Annotated in this window: 14 protein-coding genes; 6 read left to right on the plus strand and 8 right to left on the minus strand. The window is 56.8% G+C overall.

Features of this window, described 5'->3' with window-relative positions; genetic code table 11:
- The first annotated feature begins 225 nt into the window (after nt 1–225).
- The 5 genes from EXR70_20425 (at nt 226) to EXR70_20445 (ending at nt 4,486) form a co-directional block, all read left to right on the plus strand.
- Entirely contained in the window at nt 226–987 is a 762-nt protein-coding gene (locus EXR70_20425) for a hypothetical protein (GenBank protein MSP40860.1), read from the plus strand.
- Between the two features lie 240 nt (nt 988–1,227).
- The gene (locus tag EXR70_20430; protein MSP40861.1) at nt 1,228–1,560 is read left to right on the plus strand and encodes a DUF4189 domain-containing protein; all 333 of its coding nucleotides are present in this window, start codon (nt 1,228–1,230) and stop codon (nt 1,558–1,560) included.
- A gap of 298 nt (nt 1,561–1,858) precedes the next feature.
- Nucleotides 1,859–2,911 (plus strand): hypothetical protein, encoded by a 1,053-nt coding sequence (locus EXR70_20435; GenBank protein ID MSP40862.1) that lies wholly within the window; start codon nt 1,859–1,861, stop codon nt 2,909–2,911.
- Between the two features lie 198 nt (nt 2,912–3,109).
- Nucleotides 3,110–3,718, plus strand: coding sequence for a hypothetical protein (locus tag EXR70_20440; GenBank protein MSP40863.1), 609 nt, complete (start codon nt 3,110–3,112; stop codon nt 3,716–3,718).
- 75 nt (nt 3,719–3,793) lie between these two features.
- A complete protein-coding gene (locus EXR70_20445) occupies nt 3,794–4,486 on the plus strand; it encodes a hypothetical protein (protein ID MSP40864.1) in 693 nt (230 codons plus the stop codon).
- Nucleotides 4,487–4,609: 123 nt separating this feature from the next.
- On the opposite strand, the gene recG is transcribed toward EXR70_20445, so the two are convergent.
- From recG to EXR70_20475, 6 genes are all read right to left on the minus strand, one after another.
- Nucleotides 4,610–6,799 (minus strand): ATP-dependent DNA helicase RecG, encoded by a 2,190-nt coding sequence (recG, locus tag EXR70_20450; GenBank protein MSP40865.1) that lies wholly within the window; start codon nt 6,797–6,799, stop codon nt 4,610–4,612.
- Nucleotides 6,800–6,856: 57 nt separating this feature from the next.
- Nucleotides 6,857–10,075 carry a carbamoyl-phosphate synthase large subunit gene (gene carB, locus EXR70_20455; protein ID MSP40866.1) on the minus strand — a complete coding sequence of 1,073 codons (3,219 nt, stop codon included), beginning with the start codon at nt 10,073–10,075 and terminating at the stop codon, nt 6,857–6,859.
- 5 nt (nt 10,076–10,080) lie between these two features.
- Nucleotides 10,081–11,244, minus strand: coding sequence for a carbamoyl-phosphate synthase small subunit (carA, locus tag EXR70_20460; protein MSP40867.1), 1,164 nt, complete (start codon nt 11,242–11,244; stop codon nt 10,081–10,083).
- Nucleotides 11,245–11,248: 4 nt separating this feature from the next.
- The gene (locus EXR70_20465) at nt 11,249–13,189 is read right to left on the minus strand and encodes an aspartate carbamoyltransferase catalytic subunit (protein ID MSP40868.1); all 1,941 of its coding nucleotides are present in this window, start codon (nt 13,187–13,189) and stop codon (nt 11,249–11,251) included.
- Entirely contained in the window at nt 13,190–13,747 is a 558-nt protein-coding gene (gene pyrR, locus EXR70_20470; protein MSP40869.1) for a bifunctional pyr operon transcriptional regulator/uracil phosphoribosyltransferase PyrR, read from the minus strand. It abuts the gene before it with no gap.
- A 153-nt stretch (nt 13,748–13,900) separates the two neighbouring features.
- Nucleotides 13,901–14,323: a metallophosphoesterase gene (locus EXR70_20475; GenBank protein MSP40870.1), complete on the minus strand. Its 423-nt coding sequence runs from the start codon at nt 14,321–14,323 to the stop codon at nt 13,901–13,903.
- 255 nt (nt 14,324–14,578) lie between these two features.
- Between EXR70_20475 and nbaC the strand changes: the two genes are divergently transcribed.
- A complete protein-coding gene (gene nbaC / locus EXR70_20480) occupies nt 14,579–15,082 on the plus strand; it encodes a 3-hydroxyanthranilate 3,4-dioxygenase (protein MSP40871.1) in 504 nt (167 codons plus the stop codon).
- A 45-nt stretch (nt 15,083–15,127) separates the two neighbouring features.
- On the opposite strand, the gene EXR70_20485 is transcribed toward nbaC, so the two are convergent.
- Together EXR70_20485 and EXR70_20490 are read right to left on the minus strand one after the other, a co-directional pair.
- Nucleotides 15,128–17,449, minus strand: coding sequence for a xanthine dehydrogenase family protein molybdopterin-binding subunit (locus tag EXR70_20485; GenBank protein ID MSP40872.1), 2,322 nt, complete (start codon nt 17,447–17,449; stop codon nt 15,128–15,130).
- A gap of 250 nt (nt 17,450–17,699) precedes the next feature.
- Nucleotides 17,700–18,158 (minus strand): hypothetical protein (locus EXR70_20490; GenBank protein MSP40873.1); only part of this gene is annotated, 459 nt, incomplete at its 5' end.

The following is an 18,158-nucleotide window of genomic DNA, read 5'->3' on the forward strand; positions in this document are numbered from 1 at the left end:
GAAGACCTTAATGATCGCTGAAATGAGTTTCAGAAAACTCGATGCACCCCAGCTTGTAGACAAAGTCGCTCGTGGTCAGAAGTACGCAAACGGTCAGGAGGTTCGGGTCGCTGCCTAATTCTTTTTACCCACCAATTGACAACGGCTCTGTCATCGACAAAGTCGATGATAAGATGAGAGCAACGATTCAAATCGCATAATTACTCTCGTTGGGAGGATAATCCAATGTTAGGGATCATAGGTGGTGCCTTAAAAACGATTGGCGGTGGTATCGCTAGCGGAGCCAAGTGGTTTGGCAGAGGCGTCGAGACCGGAGCCACCGAGGCCGCTAAAGGTATCGCTACTGGGGCCACCGAGGCAGCCAAGGGCGTGGCTACCGGAGCCAAGTTCGTTGGCCATGGCATTCAAGACGTCGGTGGCTCCATTGGCATGGGCAAGGACGGTATCATCACGAACTTCGTCCGGGACTACGTACCCGGCGGCGGTTTAGGAACATCTGCCTTTCAAGCCTTCGCCGGACACCTAGACTACGCCCGTTATGACGCGGTCAAAGGCTTGAGCACCGGGGCTAACTTCGCGATCACTAGTGTCGGGGTTCTGGGCGGACCGGGTGGCGTGATGTTGGCTGGAGGACTTGGAGGACTTGGAGGACTTGCCGGAAATGCCATCGAAGGTTCGATGCGCGGACTGACCAAAGACTCCATCATAAAAAACAGAGTCGAGGGTCTCAGTTGGCAAGGTCTCGGTACTTCCTTCGTCACTGGTGCGGCAGTCGCCGGCGTCGCGAATTCAGCAGGCAAATACTTTAGCGGGACGAGACTGGGCCAGGCGTTATCGAGCGCGGCCAATCGGTTTTCCGCCTGGAAATCGAACGTGAAATTGAAAATGGGGCTTGCTCCCTCCGTACCAGGGATCCCCACGGTTTTGGGCAAGTGGGGTACGTACAAGGCTGCGCTGTGGGAGAAGATTACTAGCCCAGTCAAATAGGGCTTCCCGGCACTTCGCACCGCATGGCCAGCAATCAAATCGGGGGCACAAAATATTGGCAGAAAATCTGGCCGCGCACTGAAGGCCGTAGCAGCGGCAGGCGCTGTAACCTATGCGGGCACGACGGCTGCTCCATACATTCAACGCGCTTTTTTGCCGCAGCAATCACAAATTCAACCCGCTTACTTGCCCCAGCCTTCACCTGTACCGACGCGAGCGGTACAACCGGCGCAAACGCGAATGGGGTCGGTGCCGCAAGCAGCGGCGGTATTTGGCGCTCTTGCCGTCGCCCCCACTGACCCGACTCGGTCGGCGGTGTCTTCCAACCAACCTTCTAGCGCCGCCGCTCAGAATGCCGCGCTCGGTTATTGCGGCGGCGACTGTGCGATTCAGGCCAATTTTCCCAGTGGGATGTGCGCCGCGTACGCGGCTTCCATGGAAAGCAACGGCGGGAGTTATTGGGGTTGGGGTACGGATGCCAACCAAGCCATTGCACAGAACAAGGCGCTGCAGTCTTGCCGCAACAACGGTGGCGGTAACTGTGTGCTAAGCGCCGAGGGCTGTAATCGCTAACAGGGTGCTGAAAAAAAAGCGGAACATGCTTTGACAAGTCGAAGGACTCCGAACGTTTTTCGTAGCAGCCTGTTAGAGTCTCGACTAACGTTTTGCGATTGACTCGTAGGGTCGTGGTTCAGTTTGGGTCGGCGCGGGTTGTCATGCGAAGAGAGATTTCTCGCTGCGCTCGAAATGACAGCAGGAAAGTCCAGTTGTCATCTCGAACGAAGTGAGAGATCTCTAGCTAACTGAACCATCACCACTCGTCGCGGGGCGAAGCTAAGATCGTGTTGAAAATTCATTTTGGGAGAAATCTATGAACAACGCTTTAACATTCCAGCGACGCGTCACTGTCATGCTTTTGCTGCTGATCGCTGCATCGTTATTCACGTCGAATTCCATGGCGCAACAAACCCCAACGAAGCAGGCGGGATCAAGCGCCGTATCAACGGCGCCGGCGGCTTTGCCTTCGTTCTCGGATTATCCCGCGGGGCCGATGTTTACCGGCACTCCGGCGCCGGTAAATCTTGCGAGCGATCCCAACGCGCAATACGTTCGCTCGCAACTCACCGAGGGAGTAGCCGACGGACGCCGCTTCGCCGGCCACTACCGCATCGTCGAGTTTGGCTGCGGCACCGCGTGTCAGTCGGTCTGGGCCGTCGATCTGGTCGACGGACGGGTTTTCAATTTGTTTACCGCGAGCTCCGGTGTCGCCTTCCGACCTAACAGCCGACTAATCGTTGAGAACGATCCAAGTTTTTTCCTCGACATGCTGAAAACTAAGCTGGTGGCGGAGGTCGAGGCCTATATGAAGACCTACGGCGCGCCAAAGTTCTGGGTCGAGAACAAAGGAAAGTTCGAGCGCGTCGGCCCGGACAATCTGCGCATCGATCCAGTGAGTAAGAAGTTTGCGCCAGCCGTCACCGCGGCCACGGCCCCTGCGCCGGCGGCTTCGGCGCAAAAGAATCCGGTTCGACTCGATAAAGTTTCGATTCATCTGTTTCTCGAAAACAGCGGCACACTGAGCGAGGACGTGACCTCAGCGAGTGATTTTTCCACCTGGAACTCGACCCCTCTTGGCACGATGTTCTCCCCCGCCGATCGATTCAATGTTTTTTTGATCAAGGTGTGGCTCTCCTCAGACCGAGAAATTTCTCAACCGGGGGAAGTTGGAAAGGTTTTTGTGAAGTCGGAAAAAACCAACAAGATGTATTTCGAAGCGCCGATCAAGCAAATATATATCCCCAAAGATGGCCGCACCGTGGTGCCATTCCTGTATGCGGGCTACCGCTGCGAGCCGCTCGTCGTCGAAGTGCGCAGCTCGCCCAAATCGATCGTTAAGACGCTGCCGTTCAAGTGCGGCGAGTGAACGATCCGCAACACATTCGGCAATGCGGCAACGGTTCAGTTTGATTTTAACGTCGCATCTCAATGTAGCGGCCGACCTTCGTGTCGGCCCTCCGGACGGGCGGACACATAGGTCCGCCCCTACAAGTATTGGCGAAACTGAACCACTACCGGCAATGCTCTGCGTTGACTAAATCTGGAGAGCATTCAGGAGATTAACTTGATCTATCAATCGCACAGAGTATCGCGCGGCAGCTTATGTTCGCTTGTGGCGGCGGTACTTTTTACCTGGTCGGCAAACGCGTATGCCTGCGCGTGCTGCGCGGATTCGGGCGTGTGGCAAGAGACCGGCGCGAAAGTCAGCGGCAAAGATTTCGATGCCTTCAAAGACTTCAAGTTTTCCGCCACCGCACGACTCATCGCACCCAACGGAGACGACGAAGTCAAAGGTATTGGCCGGGTTGCTGACTACTCCTATAAGCTCGCGCTGGTGCCAAGCCCGCAACGCTGGAGCTTGGAGTTTACCGACAGTCGGGGTGCGAAAGGCAAGTTATTTCTCATACCGCTCACAACCACGTCTTTCGCTACCGATCTTTTCGATGGCAGCGAAAAAGGCGGCCTCGGCCCTCGCCTCTACAAAGAGTGGCGGTTCGAAGGACAAGTGGGTGCCGACAGTCTTTTCGCACAAGGAATCACCAACGACGCAAAATTCCGTCTAATCATTCAGGGACGAGGCAACCTCTGCCCCAACCCAGAAGATTTTAAACATTGGAAGTTGCAGGTCGCTGGCCAACGGGCGCAATACACATTTTATGGGGCGCTGCAGTAACTTGGGCGAGGCTAGACAATGAACTTTAGTGATCAACATTTTACCAAAATCGCGATGCCAATCGGAGCAAGTCAAATGCGTATCCTTTTAATTATTTTCTCCATGCTCGTTTCAATCAACGCTTATGCCGACTACGATAAATCTTGGTTTAAATCTCAATATTGGTCGGGCGAGTGGCCCCATGTTTTTTCCGTCGTGCAAAAAGGCGTTCAAGTCATGGGCCGCAAGGCGATGGACAAAAATTTATCCCGGTCCATTCAATGTGAGCTGCCCGACAAAGACGTGTTCAATCCCTGGAACTCGCAACGGGCCAAACTGAGCGATGCGCAGTATTGGACCGCATCAAAGATCATTCCGCTGATCGCCAAGAAGGATTTCACCTTCAAGGATGACAAAAAGTCGGTAGCCATCAAAAAGGGGCAAGTGATTGAGTATCTGATCTATGGCGGCGAGGGTTTTTTCGAGGTTCGCATCAACGGGACGCAATACAGCGCCGGCCCAGAGCTCTATGAACAAGTTGAAAAAGTCCCGGAAAACGCCAGTCTCCAAGATGAATGGCTGCGCCTAAAGTGCGTCGGCGGACAGATCGTTTGGCTCTACTTCGAGGACCTCGTGCGCACGGAGAAAGACAGCAAAAAAAATTTTATCGGGGGATTGTGGAATGCGAGCATCGGCAATCCCGGCGTGGATGACTACGGCAAAGCACGGGATCTCACCGACCAGGAGATCGCAAAGGGCGGCAACTGGCGATCTATCGAAGCGCGGTAGAGGCTCGATACGGTAAACTGAACAACCCTCGGCTTTAAGCCGAGGGTTTCTGAATTCGTCGACTAGAAGTCGGCTCTTCATTCCGCCATGCCGGCGCAGGCCGGCATGGCAAAACTTTTCTTCTTACCCCACCGCCCCCAACTGCAATCGTTTGCCCCAGCGATGTTTGAGAATCTCCCGCATACCGGCGGACTCTTTGCTTTTGAGTTGGGGATCTTTTTCGATCCACGCCATCGCTTCTTTGCGCGCTTCGATTAGCAAGCGCGCGTCGCGGATTAAATTGGCCAGGCGGAAGTCGGCGAGGCCGGCTTGACGGGTACCGAGGAGTTCGCCAGGGCCGCGAATTTTTAGATCGGCTTCGGCGATCTTGAAACCGTCGATCTCCATTTCCATCACGCGCAAACGTTCGGCGGCGATGGAATTGGCCGCGCCGTGATTGACGAGAAAACAAAAACCCGGCGCGCTGCCGCGCCCGACCCGGCCGCGTAGTTGGTGTAGCTGCGACAAGCCGAAGCGGTCGGCGTGTTCGACGACCATGACGGTGGCGTTGGCGATGTCGATGCCGACTTCGATGACTGTTGTCGCAACCAGAATTCCCAGTTTACCGTCGCGAAAATTGCGCATCACATCATCGCGCTCTTCGGCCTTCATGCGCCCGTGCACCAGACCGATACCGAAATCTTTAAACAGCGTCTGGCCCATCTTCTCGGCCATCTGGGTGGCGTCGCGCACTTGCTGAAGCTGCTCCGACGCCTCGACCAAGGGCAAGACCACGAAAGCTTGGTGGCCGCGCTTGAGTTCTTCGAGGACTTTTAAATAAAGCTGCTTGCGCTCGCGTTCGGCGAAAACCTTGGTCGTGATCGGCGTGCGCCCCGGCGGCATCTCGTCGAGATAAGAAACCTCCATATCGCCGTAGAGCACCATCGCCAAACTACGTGGGATCGGCGTCGCGCTCATCAGCAACATATGCGGCTCGCGCGCGCCGGCATCGGCGCCGACTAACTGGCGCAGCGACAAGCGCTGCATGACGCCGAAGCGATGCTGCTCGTCGATGACGCCCAAACCCATGCGCGCCGCGCGCACGTCTTCTTGAATCAAGGCGTGGGTGCCGACGATAAATTGCATCTCGCCGTCGGCGATGCGCCGCAATACAACTTTGCGCTCCCGCGCCGGCGTCGATGCCGTCAAGAGCGCGGCGGAGATGCCAAGAGCGCCTGCGAATGTTTGTAAGTTGCGAAAGTGCTGTTCGGCGAGCATTTCCGTCGGCGCCATCCACAGCGCTTGATAGCCTTGCTCGATGACTTGCAGCGAAGCCAACCACGCCACCATGGTCTTGCCCGAGCCGACATCGCCCTGGACCAAGCGCTGCATCGGCTGTGGAGTCTTGAGGTCTACATCGATCTCGCTGAGCACGCGCTCCTGCGCGCCGGTCAGTTTGAACGGCAATAGCTCGCGCATGCGCGAAGCCAATTGATTTCTGCGTGGCGAACACTCAACTGCCGCGCTTTGCCGGCGTGCCTGCTTACGCAGACCTAAACCCAACTGCAAAAAAAATAGTTCTTCGAAGACGATGCTCTTATGCGCTGATGAACTGGCGTCGTTCAACGCCGCAACATCGGCGTCGAGCGTCGGTTGATGCAATTGCGTGAGCGCGGCGGGCATGTCGAGCAACTTCTGACGCGCGATGACTTCGGCCGGCATGCGATTCGGTAGAAAGCGACGATATTCGAGCGCTTCAGCAACTAATTTACGCAAAAACGAAAGTGGCAATCCGCCAGGTCGTAAATAAATCGGCAGCACGCGCTGCTGTGCGCCCTCTTCGCCGGCTTCGATCACTTCGAAATCGGGATGAACGATGCGCAGCCGCTCCTGTTGGCCGCGCTCGACTTTGCCGTGCACCAGCAACGTCTGGCCTTTGGCCATGCCGTTGACCAAGAAACTTGGCGCGCGATACCAAACCAGATCGAGCTGGCCGCTGTCATCGCGCAAAGTCGCGCTCAACATCTGCATGCGCCGGCGCGGCACGAAGCGGTTCTGCAATAGGATCAATTCGCCGATGAAACTTTCTTCCTGGCCCAAGACCGCCGCGGCGATTTTTTTTCGCTGGCGGCGGTCCTCATAGCGAAACGGCAAATGATAAAGCACGTCTTCGACGGTGCATAAGCCCGCGGCTTCCAACTGCTCGGCGCGTTTAGGGCCGACGCCTTTTAAAAATTGAATCGAAGTCGCGAGCTGGCGCAGGCAGTCGCGCACGCTGGGAACACGATCTTTACCGGCAATATCAATTTTGGAATTGGCAGTGACGGCAGTCATGGAAGGTCGCTCACCGCCGAATTGGATTTATTCCACGATCACGAACCACGAACACGATCACAAGTAGTCCTGCAACGCCTTAACTTCAAAATCGCCCTTGGCCAAATATTCGATCCCTTCAGCGGCTGCATCCGCGCCGGCGATGGTCGTAAAGTACGGCACCTGATAGTCCAAGGCGCAGCGGCGAATATAATAAGACGCCGCCAAGGAGTGGGCGTCGGCGGGTGTGTTGATGACCATGGCGATCTCGCCCTTCTTGGTCTGGTCGCCGATGTGCGGGCTACCGTCTTGCACTTTGTTGACCACTTCGGTGGGAATGCCGTGGGATTCGAAATAGGCCGCGGTGCCTCGGGTGGCGACGATTTCGAAACCAACGCGATGAAGTTTTGCCGCTACCGGCGTCACGCTGGCTTTGTCTTCGTCGCGCACGCTGATAAATACTCGACCGTTTTTCGGCAAACGCATGCCGGCGGCGAGCTGCGCCTTGGCGAAGGCCATGCCGAAGGTCGTGTCGATGCCCATGACTTCGCCGGTGGATTTCATCTCCGGGCCGAGCATGGTGTCGACGCCGGGAAATTTATTGAAGGGAAACACCGCTTCTTTGACCGAGATATGTTTGGGCAATATCTCTTGGCTCAATCCGAGTTCTTTGAGTTTCTTGCCGACCATGATGCGCGCCGCGATTTTCGCCAGCGGCACGCCGATGGCTTTACTGACGAACGGCACGGTGCGCGACGCGCGCGGGTTGACTTCGAGGACGAAGACATTTTTCCCCTGCACCGCGAACTGCACGTTCATCAAACCGCGCACGTTGAGCGCTTTGGCGAGCGCGATGGTGTGGCGGCGAATTTCGTCTTGGACATCTTGGCCGATCGACTTGGGCGGCAAACTGCACGCGCTGTCTCCGGAATGGACACCGGCGCGCTCGATATGTTCCATGATGCCGCCGATAACGTAATCCTCGCCGTCCCCCAGCGCATCGACGTCGATTTCAATGGCGTCGTCGAGAAAACGATCGATCAACACCGGATGTTCCGGCGACGCCGACACCGCGTGGGTCATGTAGTCTTTCAACGCTTCACCGTCGTAAACGATCTGCATGGCGCGGCCGCCGAGAACATATGACGGACGGACCAACACCGGATAGCCTAGCCCTTCGGCAATTTTAAAAGCCTCGTCGAAGGAACGGGCTATGCCATTGTCGGGTTGCTTGATGCCCAACTGGGTGATCAACGCGGAAAAGCGTTCTCTATCTTCCGCGAGATCGATGCTATCGGGCGAAGTACCGATGATCGGCACGCCGGCGCGCTCCAACGGCAGCGCCAGCTTGAGCGGCGTTTGACCGCCGAACTGAACGATGACGCCGTCTGGCCTCTCCCGCTCGATGACGTTCATCACCTCTTCCATGGTCAGCGGCTCGAAATAAAGTTTATCGGAAGTGTCATAATCGGTGCTGACGGTTTCCGGATTGCAGTTGACCATGATGGTCTCGTAGCCTTCTTCGCGGAGGGCGAAGGCGGCATGGACGCAGCAATAATCGAACTCGATGCCCTGGCCGATACGGTTGGGACCGCCGCCGAGGATCATGATTTTCTTGCGCTCGGTGCGCTTGGACTCGTCTTCGCCTTCGTAGGTGGAATAGAGATAGGGCGTGAACGCTTGAAACTCCGCGCCGCAGGTGTCGACTGAATTGAACACCGCCTCGACGCCCTTGGCTTTGCGCATTTGGCGCACGGACGCTTCGCTAGTTCCGGTCAGCGTAGCGATGCGCCCGTCGGCGAAACCCATTTGTTTCCAGCCCCGCAGCGTCACCGCGTCGACATCTTTACCGGCGCAATTGGCGATCTCGCCGTCGGTAACGATCAGCTCGCGAATCTTTTCGAGAAACCACGGATCGTAGGCCGACAGTTGAAAAATTTCGGCCGTCGTCATGCCGAGCCGATAAGCATCGCCGACATACCACAAGCGCGCGGAATTAGGCTCGCGCAATTTATTGCGCACGATATCGAGAGATTCTTTGCGCTTGGCGTCGGCAAAATCGACCTTGGATTCAAAACCGAAAGAGCCGGTCTCCAGCGAGCGCATCGCTTTTTGCAGGGACTCTTTAAATGTCCGGCCGATGGCCATCGCCTCGCCCACCGACTTCATCTGCGGTGTCAGCAAATCTTTCGCTTGGGGAAACTTTTCGAAGGTGAAGCGCGGGATTTTCGTCACCACGTAATCGATGGTCGGTTCGAAGCTCGCCGGCGTTTCCCGCGTGATGTCGTTACGGATTTCGTCTAGCGTATAGCCGACGGCCAACTTCGCGGCGATCTTGGCGATCGGAAAGCCGGTCGCCTTGCTCGCCAGCGCCGAGCTGCGCGATACCCGCGGGTTCATCTCGATAACGGTCATGCGGCCGTCTTTAGGATTGACCGCGAACTGAATGTTCGAACCGCCGGTATCGACGCCGATCTCACGAATCACCCGCAAAGACGCGTCGCGCATGATCTGATATTCTTTGTCTGTCAATGTCTGTGCCGGCGCCACCGTGATCGAGTCGCCGGTATGCACGCCCATGGGATCGAAGTTCTCGATGGAACAGATGATCACGACGTTGTCTTTATGGTCGCGCATCACTTCCAGTTCGTACTCTTTCCAGCCCAGCACCGACTCTTCGATCAACACTTCATGCACCGGCGAGATCGCCAAGCCCGCTTGCACGACTTCTTTGAATTCCGCGGCGTCGTAGGCGAAGTTGCCGCCGCTGCCGCCGAGCGTGCGCGAGGCGCGGATGATCACGGGAAAATCCAAGCGCTTCTGAATCCGCATGGCGTCTTTCATGCTGCGCGCATAACCGCTGCGCGGCAGGTCGAGGCCGATCTTCCGCATGGCGTCTTTGAACAGATCGCGGTCTTCAGCCTTCTTGATCGATTCCAATTTGGCGCCGATCATTTCGACATTATACTTTTCTAAGATGCCCTTCTCGGCCAGATCGATGGCGAGGTTGAGCGCGGTCTGGCCGCCCAAGGTCGGCAAGATCACATCCGGCCTTTCTTTGGCGATGATTTTCTCGACGATGTCGGTGGTGATCGGTTCGATGTAGGTGCGGTCGGCGAAACCGGGATCGGTCATGATCGTCGCCGGATTCGAATTGACCAGTATGACTCGATAACCCTCTTCTTTGAGCGCCTTCAACGCCTGGGTGCCGGAGTAATCGAACTCGCAAGCTTGGCCGATGATGATCGGCCCGGCGCCGATCAGCAGCACGGAATTTATGTCGGTGCGTTTAGGCATGGATGCTACGCGCCTCGGTGTTTCGCCATCAGGTCGGTAAAGCGTTTGAATAAATAGTTGGCATCGTGCGGGCCCGGCGACGATTCCGGATGATACTGCACGGAAAAGATCGGCAGCTCGCGGTGCGCCAAGCCTTCCACGGTGTTGTCGTTCAAATTCACGTGGGTCAGTTCCACCGCGCCCTTGAGCGAGTCGGCGTCCACGGCGAAGCCATGATTTTGCGAGGTGATCTCGACCTTGCGCGTGGTCAAATCCATCACCGGCTGATTGCCGCCGTGATGACCGAACTTGAGTTTGTAAGTCTTGCCGCCGAGAGCCAAGCCGAGAATTTGATGGCCCAGGCAAATGCCGAAGATCGGTTTCTTGCCGATCAATTGTTCCACGTTAGCCTTGGCATACGGCACGGCATCGGGATCGCCGGGGCCGTTGGAAAGAAAAATGCCGTCGGGATTCATGGCCAAAACTTCTTCCGCCGCCGTCGCCGCCGGCACGACGCGCACTTGGCAGCCGGACTCGGCGAGATTGCGCAGGATGTTGTACTTGATGCCGAAGTCGTAAGCGACCACCGAGAAGCGCGGTGTGGTAAAGCTCGCCTTGCCGCGCCGCTTGTAAACGCCGGTATTTTCGCGCTGCTTGTAACCGCCGCTAAGTTGCCAATTGCCTTGGTTCCAGTCGTAGGCTTCGCCGCAGGTAACATTTTTTACCAAATCTTGGCCGACCAAACCGGGAGACGCTTTCGCCTTGGCGATCAGCGATTGTGGATCGGTATCTGCGCTGGAAATAATCCCTTCCTGAGCGCCGTGATCGCGCAGATGGCGCACCAACGCGCGGGTGTCGATGCCTTGAATGCCGACGATGCCATGGGCTTGCATGTATTCGTGCAGCGACTGCGTCGCGCGCCAGTTGCTCGGCTGCTCGGTGTAATCCTTGACGATGAAGCCGCGCATGAACGGTCTACGCGATTCGACATCTTCCGGATTGATGCCGGTGTTGCCGATCTGCGGATAGGTCATCGCCACCAACTGGCCATCGTAGGAGGGATCGGTGAGGATCTCTTGATAACCGGTCATGCTGGTGTTGAACACCACTTCGCCGACCGCTTCGCCTTCGGCGCCGAAAGCCAGCCCTTCGAAAAACTTTCCGTCCGCTAGTGCTAAAACACACTTCATAAATTTATCTCGCCGCGCGTTTTTTCCGGCCCGCGACCGGCAATTGCGCGCCGGCTACGGCATCGATGATCGAATAAATCTCCACGCGGTCGCGCTCCGTTTGGTCCAAACCGCGCAAGCGCACGCGCACCCGATCTTTCTCCGAGCTGGGAATATTTTTGCCGACGTAGTTGGGTTTCACCGGCACCTCGCGATGACCACGGTCGACCAGCACCGCCAGGCGCACCGATTGCGGCCGGCCCGAGCGAAAAATAATACTCAGCGCGCTCTTCACCGTTCGGCCGGTATGAATCACGTCATCGACCAAAATCACTTCGCGGTCTTTCAAGTTCAAAGGCCCGCCGTCGGCGGGCGCCAGGCGGCGCAACTCCTCGCCGGCACCATAGATTTCAATTTCGCCGAGTTCAACTTTTCGTTGGTGCCGCCGTTCGATCTCGGCGGCAATTTTTTGCCCCAGTTGAGAGCCGACGCTGCGCACGCCGAGAATCAGCAGCCGCTCGGGAGCGCGGCAGTCGCGCAAAATTTGCTCGCTCATTTGCCCCAGTGCTTGATTAATTTCCCCCTCGTCCATTAACGTCCGGCGCGGCCCGCTTTTGAACGGTTCGTAGCCCAGTTCTTCAGCTTCCTTGAGGGAATCGAAAATCGCCAGATGGTTTTGCTCCAACCAGCCGCGCAGCGTGTCGGCCAGAGAGCTATCGTAAGAACAGTAGCGCTTGCTCTGGACGTTGCCCACGTATTGGACCTTGAAGCGGTGATCGCAGTAGGTGCAGCCAAGAATCAAAGTACCGGTCTCGTCGACGAAAATCAGCTCGAAATGCTTGGCTGTCGACACCGCTTCGCGCAGCGTCACGCAATTTGGATTATGGCACTGCGGGCCGATCGGTTCGGGAGTTTCGTAGCTGCGCGATTGTTTTATAACCACGGGCTTACTCTCGCGCCGATCGAATAAAAACTTGAGCAGCGCCATGCGCACCGGCACGCCGTAGGCGGCCTGCTTGAAATAAATCCCGCGCCGGTCCTTGTCGAGTTCCGGCGACAGTTCGTCGACCCGCGGCAACGGATGCATGACAACCGTGTCCTGAAAACGTTTCTCGCGCAAAAACTCCGGACCGATGGTCGGATAGTTGCCGCTGGCGGCGCCCTCCGCCATCCGCTCCTTCTGCTTGCGGGTCATGTAAATGGCGTCGTAGCGCAGGCCGCTGGCGATGGAATTCAACTGCCCTTGAATCACTTGATCGACCTGGGTGAAGAGCGCCAACTGGTGCGGCTGCTTGGGGGTTAAATAAAGCGCGTCGGTTTCCGTCACCACGGTTTTGAGATCGTCGCTCGCCACCGGCGCCAGGGCGTAATCGTACTCGCGCTCCAAGCGCTCGATGACATAATGCGGCAGCTCCATGCCATTGGCCGCCAGCGTCACCACGTTGGCGCCGAAGCGCGCCAGGGCGAAGACTAGCGAATGAATCGTCCGGCCGTTTTTCAGATCGCCGCACACCACCACGGTCAAACCTTTGAGCTGGCCTTTTTCTTGACGCAACGTGTAGAGGTCGCAAAGGGTTTGCGTCGGGTGCTCATGGCCGCCGTCGCCGGCGTTGATCACCGGCACGTCGGCGTGCTCGGCCATCGCTTGCACGGCGCCGTCCCAGTTATGGCGCACCACTAAAACATCGGCGTAAGCTGATACCACTTTCGCCGTGTCGGCCAAAGTTTCGCCCTTCACCGCCGAGGACGATTTCATATCCGAGCAGCTTATCACCGTACCGCCCAAGCGCTGCATCGCCGATTCGAACGAGAGCCGCGTCCGTGTGCTCGGTTCGTAAAACAGCGTCGCCATGATCTGCCCGCTCGCCGGCCGCTCGCGGCGCAGGCGCTGGGCATCGTCGGCCAAAGCAAATATCTCTTCGATCTCGTCGTTGGTCAGGTCGGCGATGGAAATTAGGTTGCGCATTTAGATTGCACTTTTGCCGCGCCAATCGGCGATGGTCACCTGATCGATGCCATCGGATTCTTCGAGCAAGACGTTAACGCGCTGGCCTTCGCCGGCGTCGATGTTTTTGCCGACGATGTCGGCGCGGATTGGCAGCTCGCGGGCGCCGCGATCGATCAATACTGCAACCAGAATCCGTTTAGGCTGGCCGAGTTTTTCCACAGCTTCTAGCGCCGCGCGAATGGTCCGGCCGCGAAAAATCACGTCATCGACGAGGACAACTGTTTTGTCGTCCACCGCCACTTGAACTTCGAAGGCGCCCACCGCGTCGGTGTTTTGCCCTTGGCCGCGGTCGTCGCGATAGGGCGTCACATCGATGACTCCCACCGGTGGCGTCAAGCTGCCGGTTTCTTGAAGCCTTCGCGCCAAGCGCCGCGCCAAGTGCACGCCGCGCGAGCGGATGCCGATGAGCACGATTTCGCTCGGTGTCGCCGCCTTTTCGACGATCTCATGAGCCATCCGGCGGATCGTCCGAACTAGATCGTCGCGTTCCAGTAGGATATTTTTTTCTTCAGCCATAAAAAAAGACCCGCGCGGCTTTACCGCGAGGGTCTTTGAAGAGAAAATAACAGAATTTGAGTTCGTTCATGTTGCCTTTTCCGACCTCGCAGGATCGGCTTAAAAGGTACTTCTGTTTAACGCGGAGCGCCGCTGTTGTCAACAAATTCGCCGCTAGATTTTCAACTCCACGATGGCCGCCGAAAAATTCCTTTTCGCTAGATCGATTCTCGCCACCGAAATCGGCAGCTTGAAACGGCGCGGTCCGGCGCTGCCCGGATTGACGAACAGAATTTCACCGTGATGGCTCACGCTCGGTTTGTGCGAGTGACCGCTGATCACCGCGTTTAACTCGCCTTGCATCGGATCGCCGACAATTTCGTTGACGTTGTGAATGACACGAAGCTTGATACCGTTGATTTGCAAATCCAAAACGTCAGCGATCCCCTTCGCCCATGGTTCGCGATCGTTGTTGCCGCGAATCGCCAACACCGGCGCGATGTGCTTGAGCGCATCCAACACTTCAAGATTGCCGATGTCGCCGGCGTGCAGGATCAACTCGGAACCTTTGAGCGCCGCCAGCGCTTCGGGACGCATCAGGCCATGGGTATCGGAGATCAGTCCAACGTGGCCCTGTTTCAGTGTAAGCTGGTGCTTGTGTGTTAAGAACACCACCCTGATTTAGCTTGAATCATTGGGCGATGCAATTCTATAGTGAATCAACTCGGCATTTCGCGATCGGGGTATGAACCCCGCTCGCGACCAAAGGGGATGCTCTCCCCCTTTGGAAACCCCATTTAGTTGTGCCCGCCGCAAGCAGCGGGGAATATTAGATTCATTCCAGGAGGTTTTATGTTTCCCCACCTACAAAGTTTTAATTTGCGAAAATGGATCGACGACAACCGCGGCGATTGGGGCCAGCGTCGAGTCATCTGGCGGGACTCCGACTTTATCGCCTTCGTCACCCGCGGACCGAACCGGCGCAAGGATTATCATATCAATCCCGGCGATGAAATTTTTTACCAGCTGGAAGGCGAGCTTAATCTGCATTACTTAAAGGACGACCAGCATGAATTGGCGGTCCTCAAGGCCGGCGACATCCTTCTCATGCCCAAGCTTACGCCCCACTCACCGCGACGGGCGGATGGCTCGTGGACCTATGTGGTGGAGCGAACAAGAACGAAGGAGGAAATCGACCGGTTCATCTGGCCCTGCGAGAAGTGCGGCAACAACCTTTATGCCACCGAAGTGCGCTTCGACGATCCCGGCGATGCCGTGAACAAGGCGACCGCGGCGCTCAAAGCCGATGCAAAAATGGCGACCTGCAAACAGTGCGGCGAGGTTTTAGAGCTTTGAACCAAGCTCAAGCGATTCTTTCGCTAAGCTAAAGTATTCGACGAGCTATGATTTGGCCTGTAGCGCGCGCCAAACTTTGGGCGGCGTCAGCGGCAAATCTTGTATCCGCACGCCCACCGCGCGGGAAACCGCGTTGGCGATGGCCGATGCGACGGGTAGTAGGCCACCCTCACCTATCCCTTTAGATCCGAACGGACCAGGGCCGTTGCCGTTTTCAATCAGAATGGTGTGCAGGTTATCGGGGACATCTTTAAACGTCGGCACCCGGTAATCGACCATGTTGCCATTGAGCAATTGGCCGTCCTCGTAAATCATTTCTTCCATGAAAGTATGGCCGATGCCGAACATCACCGCGCCTTCGTCCTGGCCGATGCACTGCTCGGGATTAATCGCTTTGCCGGCGTCGCAGGCGGAAACGTAGTTGAGCAAACGAATATTGCCGGTTTCAGGATCGACCTCGACTTCAGCGCCGCCCCAGCCGACTTCCCAGAAAGTCGTGGTCGAGCCGAGCACCGCCTTAGCGCTGCGCTTGTCTTTGTAAAGTCCTTTGCCGATGATTTCCCCGGCTTTGCTGCCGAAAAAATCGACGATCACTTTACTAAAAGAAATCGCTTCACCCTTCTTAGTCACAACCTTGCCGTCTTTGACGATTAAGCTGTCAGCTTTCTGTTTCAATACTTTCGCCGCGCACTGGAGCAATTGCTTGCGAGCGTCTTCGGCGGCGCGCTGCACCGCGGTGCCCATGACAACTGTCGAACTACTAGCGCTCGTCGAAATATCGTAGGGCGTCACGTCGGTATCGAGCTGGGCGACGCCGATCTGATCCATCGGCATAGCCAATTCTTCGGCGACGATTTGGCTCAGCGCGGTGCGCGGTCCTTGCCCCGCTTCGACGGTGCCGGTGAGCAGCATGACGCTGCCGTCGGAAGACATTTTCACCGAGGCGCCGGCGACTTTATAAGTCCCGCCGGCATCTTTGATGCAGCAGCTGAGCCCCTTAGCGCGATTGGGCTTTTTACTTTTTTCACTCCACTTGATGGCGTCGGCGACCTTGAGCAACCCCTCTTTTAAGTCGCAATCCACAGGCGTGTCGCCGACGGTGTAAAGGTCGCCCTTCTTGAGCAAATTCTTGATGCGAAATTCCAACGGATCTAGGCCGAGACGGTCGGCGATCATATCCATTTGCGATTCGTAGGCCCAAGTGACTTGCAATGCGCCGAAGCCGCGAAAGGCGCCAGCAGGCACGGTGTTAGTATAAACACCATGCGCTTCAACCTTGGCGTAGGGAATTTTATAGGGCCCCAAGGCGCGATAGCCGGCCTTCTGCGTGACGCGTGGACCGGCATCGGCGTAGGCGCCGGTGTCCATGTAGACTTGGCAGTCGCGGGCGATCAGTTTGCCGTCTTTAGTCACGCCGGTTTTCACAGTGACTCTTGCCGGATGGCGCGTGACGGTTTTGAAGCTCTCGTTGATCGACAGCTGCAACTTCACCGGGCGGCGTGTCATCCATGATAACGCAGCGGAAATCGGCTCGGCCTTCACATAGAGTTTGCCGCCGTAGCCGCCGCCGACGTAAGGCACGATCACGCGAATACGGTTGCAGGGCAGCTTGAAGATGCCCGACAAGTGATCGCGCAAAGTGAATGGATCTTGGCAGGAAGCCCAGATGGTCAACTTCTCGCCGTCGTAGTAAGCGACATTGTTGTGGGCTTCGAGGGAAAAGTGCTGCACCTTTTGAAAGCGAAAGGTGTCCTCGAAAATATGCTCCGCCTTGGCGAAGCCTTTTTCCGAGTCTTCGCGGCCAAAGGTGAGATAGTAGCAAACATTCGTGCCGCTAAATCGCTCCGGCGCACCGTAAGTCGAGCCGCGCAGTTCAGCGCGCGCCACGCCGCCTTCGTGAACCTGAATCGCGCCGGGAGCCGTAGCTTCTTCGAGATTGGTTACTTTCGGCAGCTCATCATATTCAACGTCGATGAGTTCCAGGCCCTGCTCGGCGATCTCCGGCGTGTCGGCCAATACCGCGGCCACCGGATCGCCGACGTAGCGCACCTTGTCGACGGCGACGATGGACTGGTCTTTGTAAGTGGCGCCGTATTTGTAATTGAAACCCTTGATGTCGTCGCGAGTCAGCGTGGCGATGACCCCGGGCAATGCTTTCGCTCTGGAGGCGTCGACCTTGACCAATCGCGCGTGGGCCACCGGACTGCGCAGGATGCGCGCATGGGCCATGCCGGGCAGCTGGATGTCGCTGGTGTAGATCGCTTTGCCGCTGACCTTTTCGATGGCGTCGACGCGGTGCGCATTGGTGCCGACGACCTTCAAGTTTTGCTTGGTCTTCATATGTAGGGTGCAAAAAGAAAAGGCCACGGCGAACTCGTCACCGTGGCCTGAGCCCAGCCTTACTTGCGGATTTTCGGACTATCTTTTTCGGGAAAATATTTATCGCAGAACGGGCAATGGAAATCCATTCCCGATCCGAGCATATGCGGATTGACGACAAAAATCTTCTTACAAGTTGGACAAGTGATTTCGACTGCCTGACCCATGGTTTACCTCTTTTAGTTTTGGAATTTAGAACTTTGCGTCCTCTGCGTTCTTTGCGGTGAATATTCGACTTTTACGCCCAGTAAGTCGTGCGGTCCATCGGAATATGCTGCAACACCTCGCCCGGCACGTAGTCTTCCAACTTGATCCGCGCCATCGCTTCATCGGGGCACTTCGACACCGGTGAGAACGGCCGGTCGGTCGGTTTGGTTGCGTCGACGATCATTCCCGAAGTCTTGATCTCGTCGCGCAGCGACGGGTCCAAGAAGTTGCCGCGGAACAGCGGCTTCAAGATATTCACTTGAAGATGCGGCTGCACCCGCGTGGCGATCGCCCAGAGAATGTCGGTGGGATTGAAAACGTCGATGTCGTCGTCGAAGACGAAAACATTCTTGGTATGGTCGAAGGTCAAGGCGGCGGCGGCGGCGCGGCCCGGATCGCCTTCGGATAATTTCTTCATCGAGATAAAAACATTATAGTGCGCGTGGCGGCCTTGCTTACACACCGCGGTGACGCCGGGAACGGCTTCGCG

Source organism: Deltaproteobacteria bacterium (genome assembly GCA_009692615.1).
GTDB lineage: Bacteria > Desulfobacterota > Binatia > UBA9968 > UBA9968 > DP-20.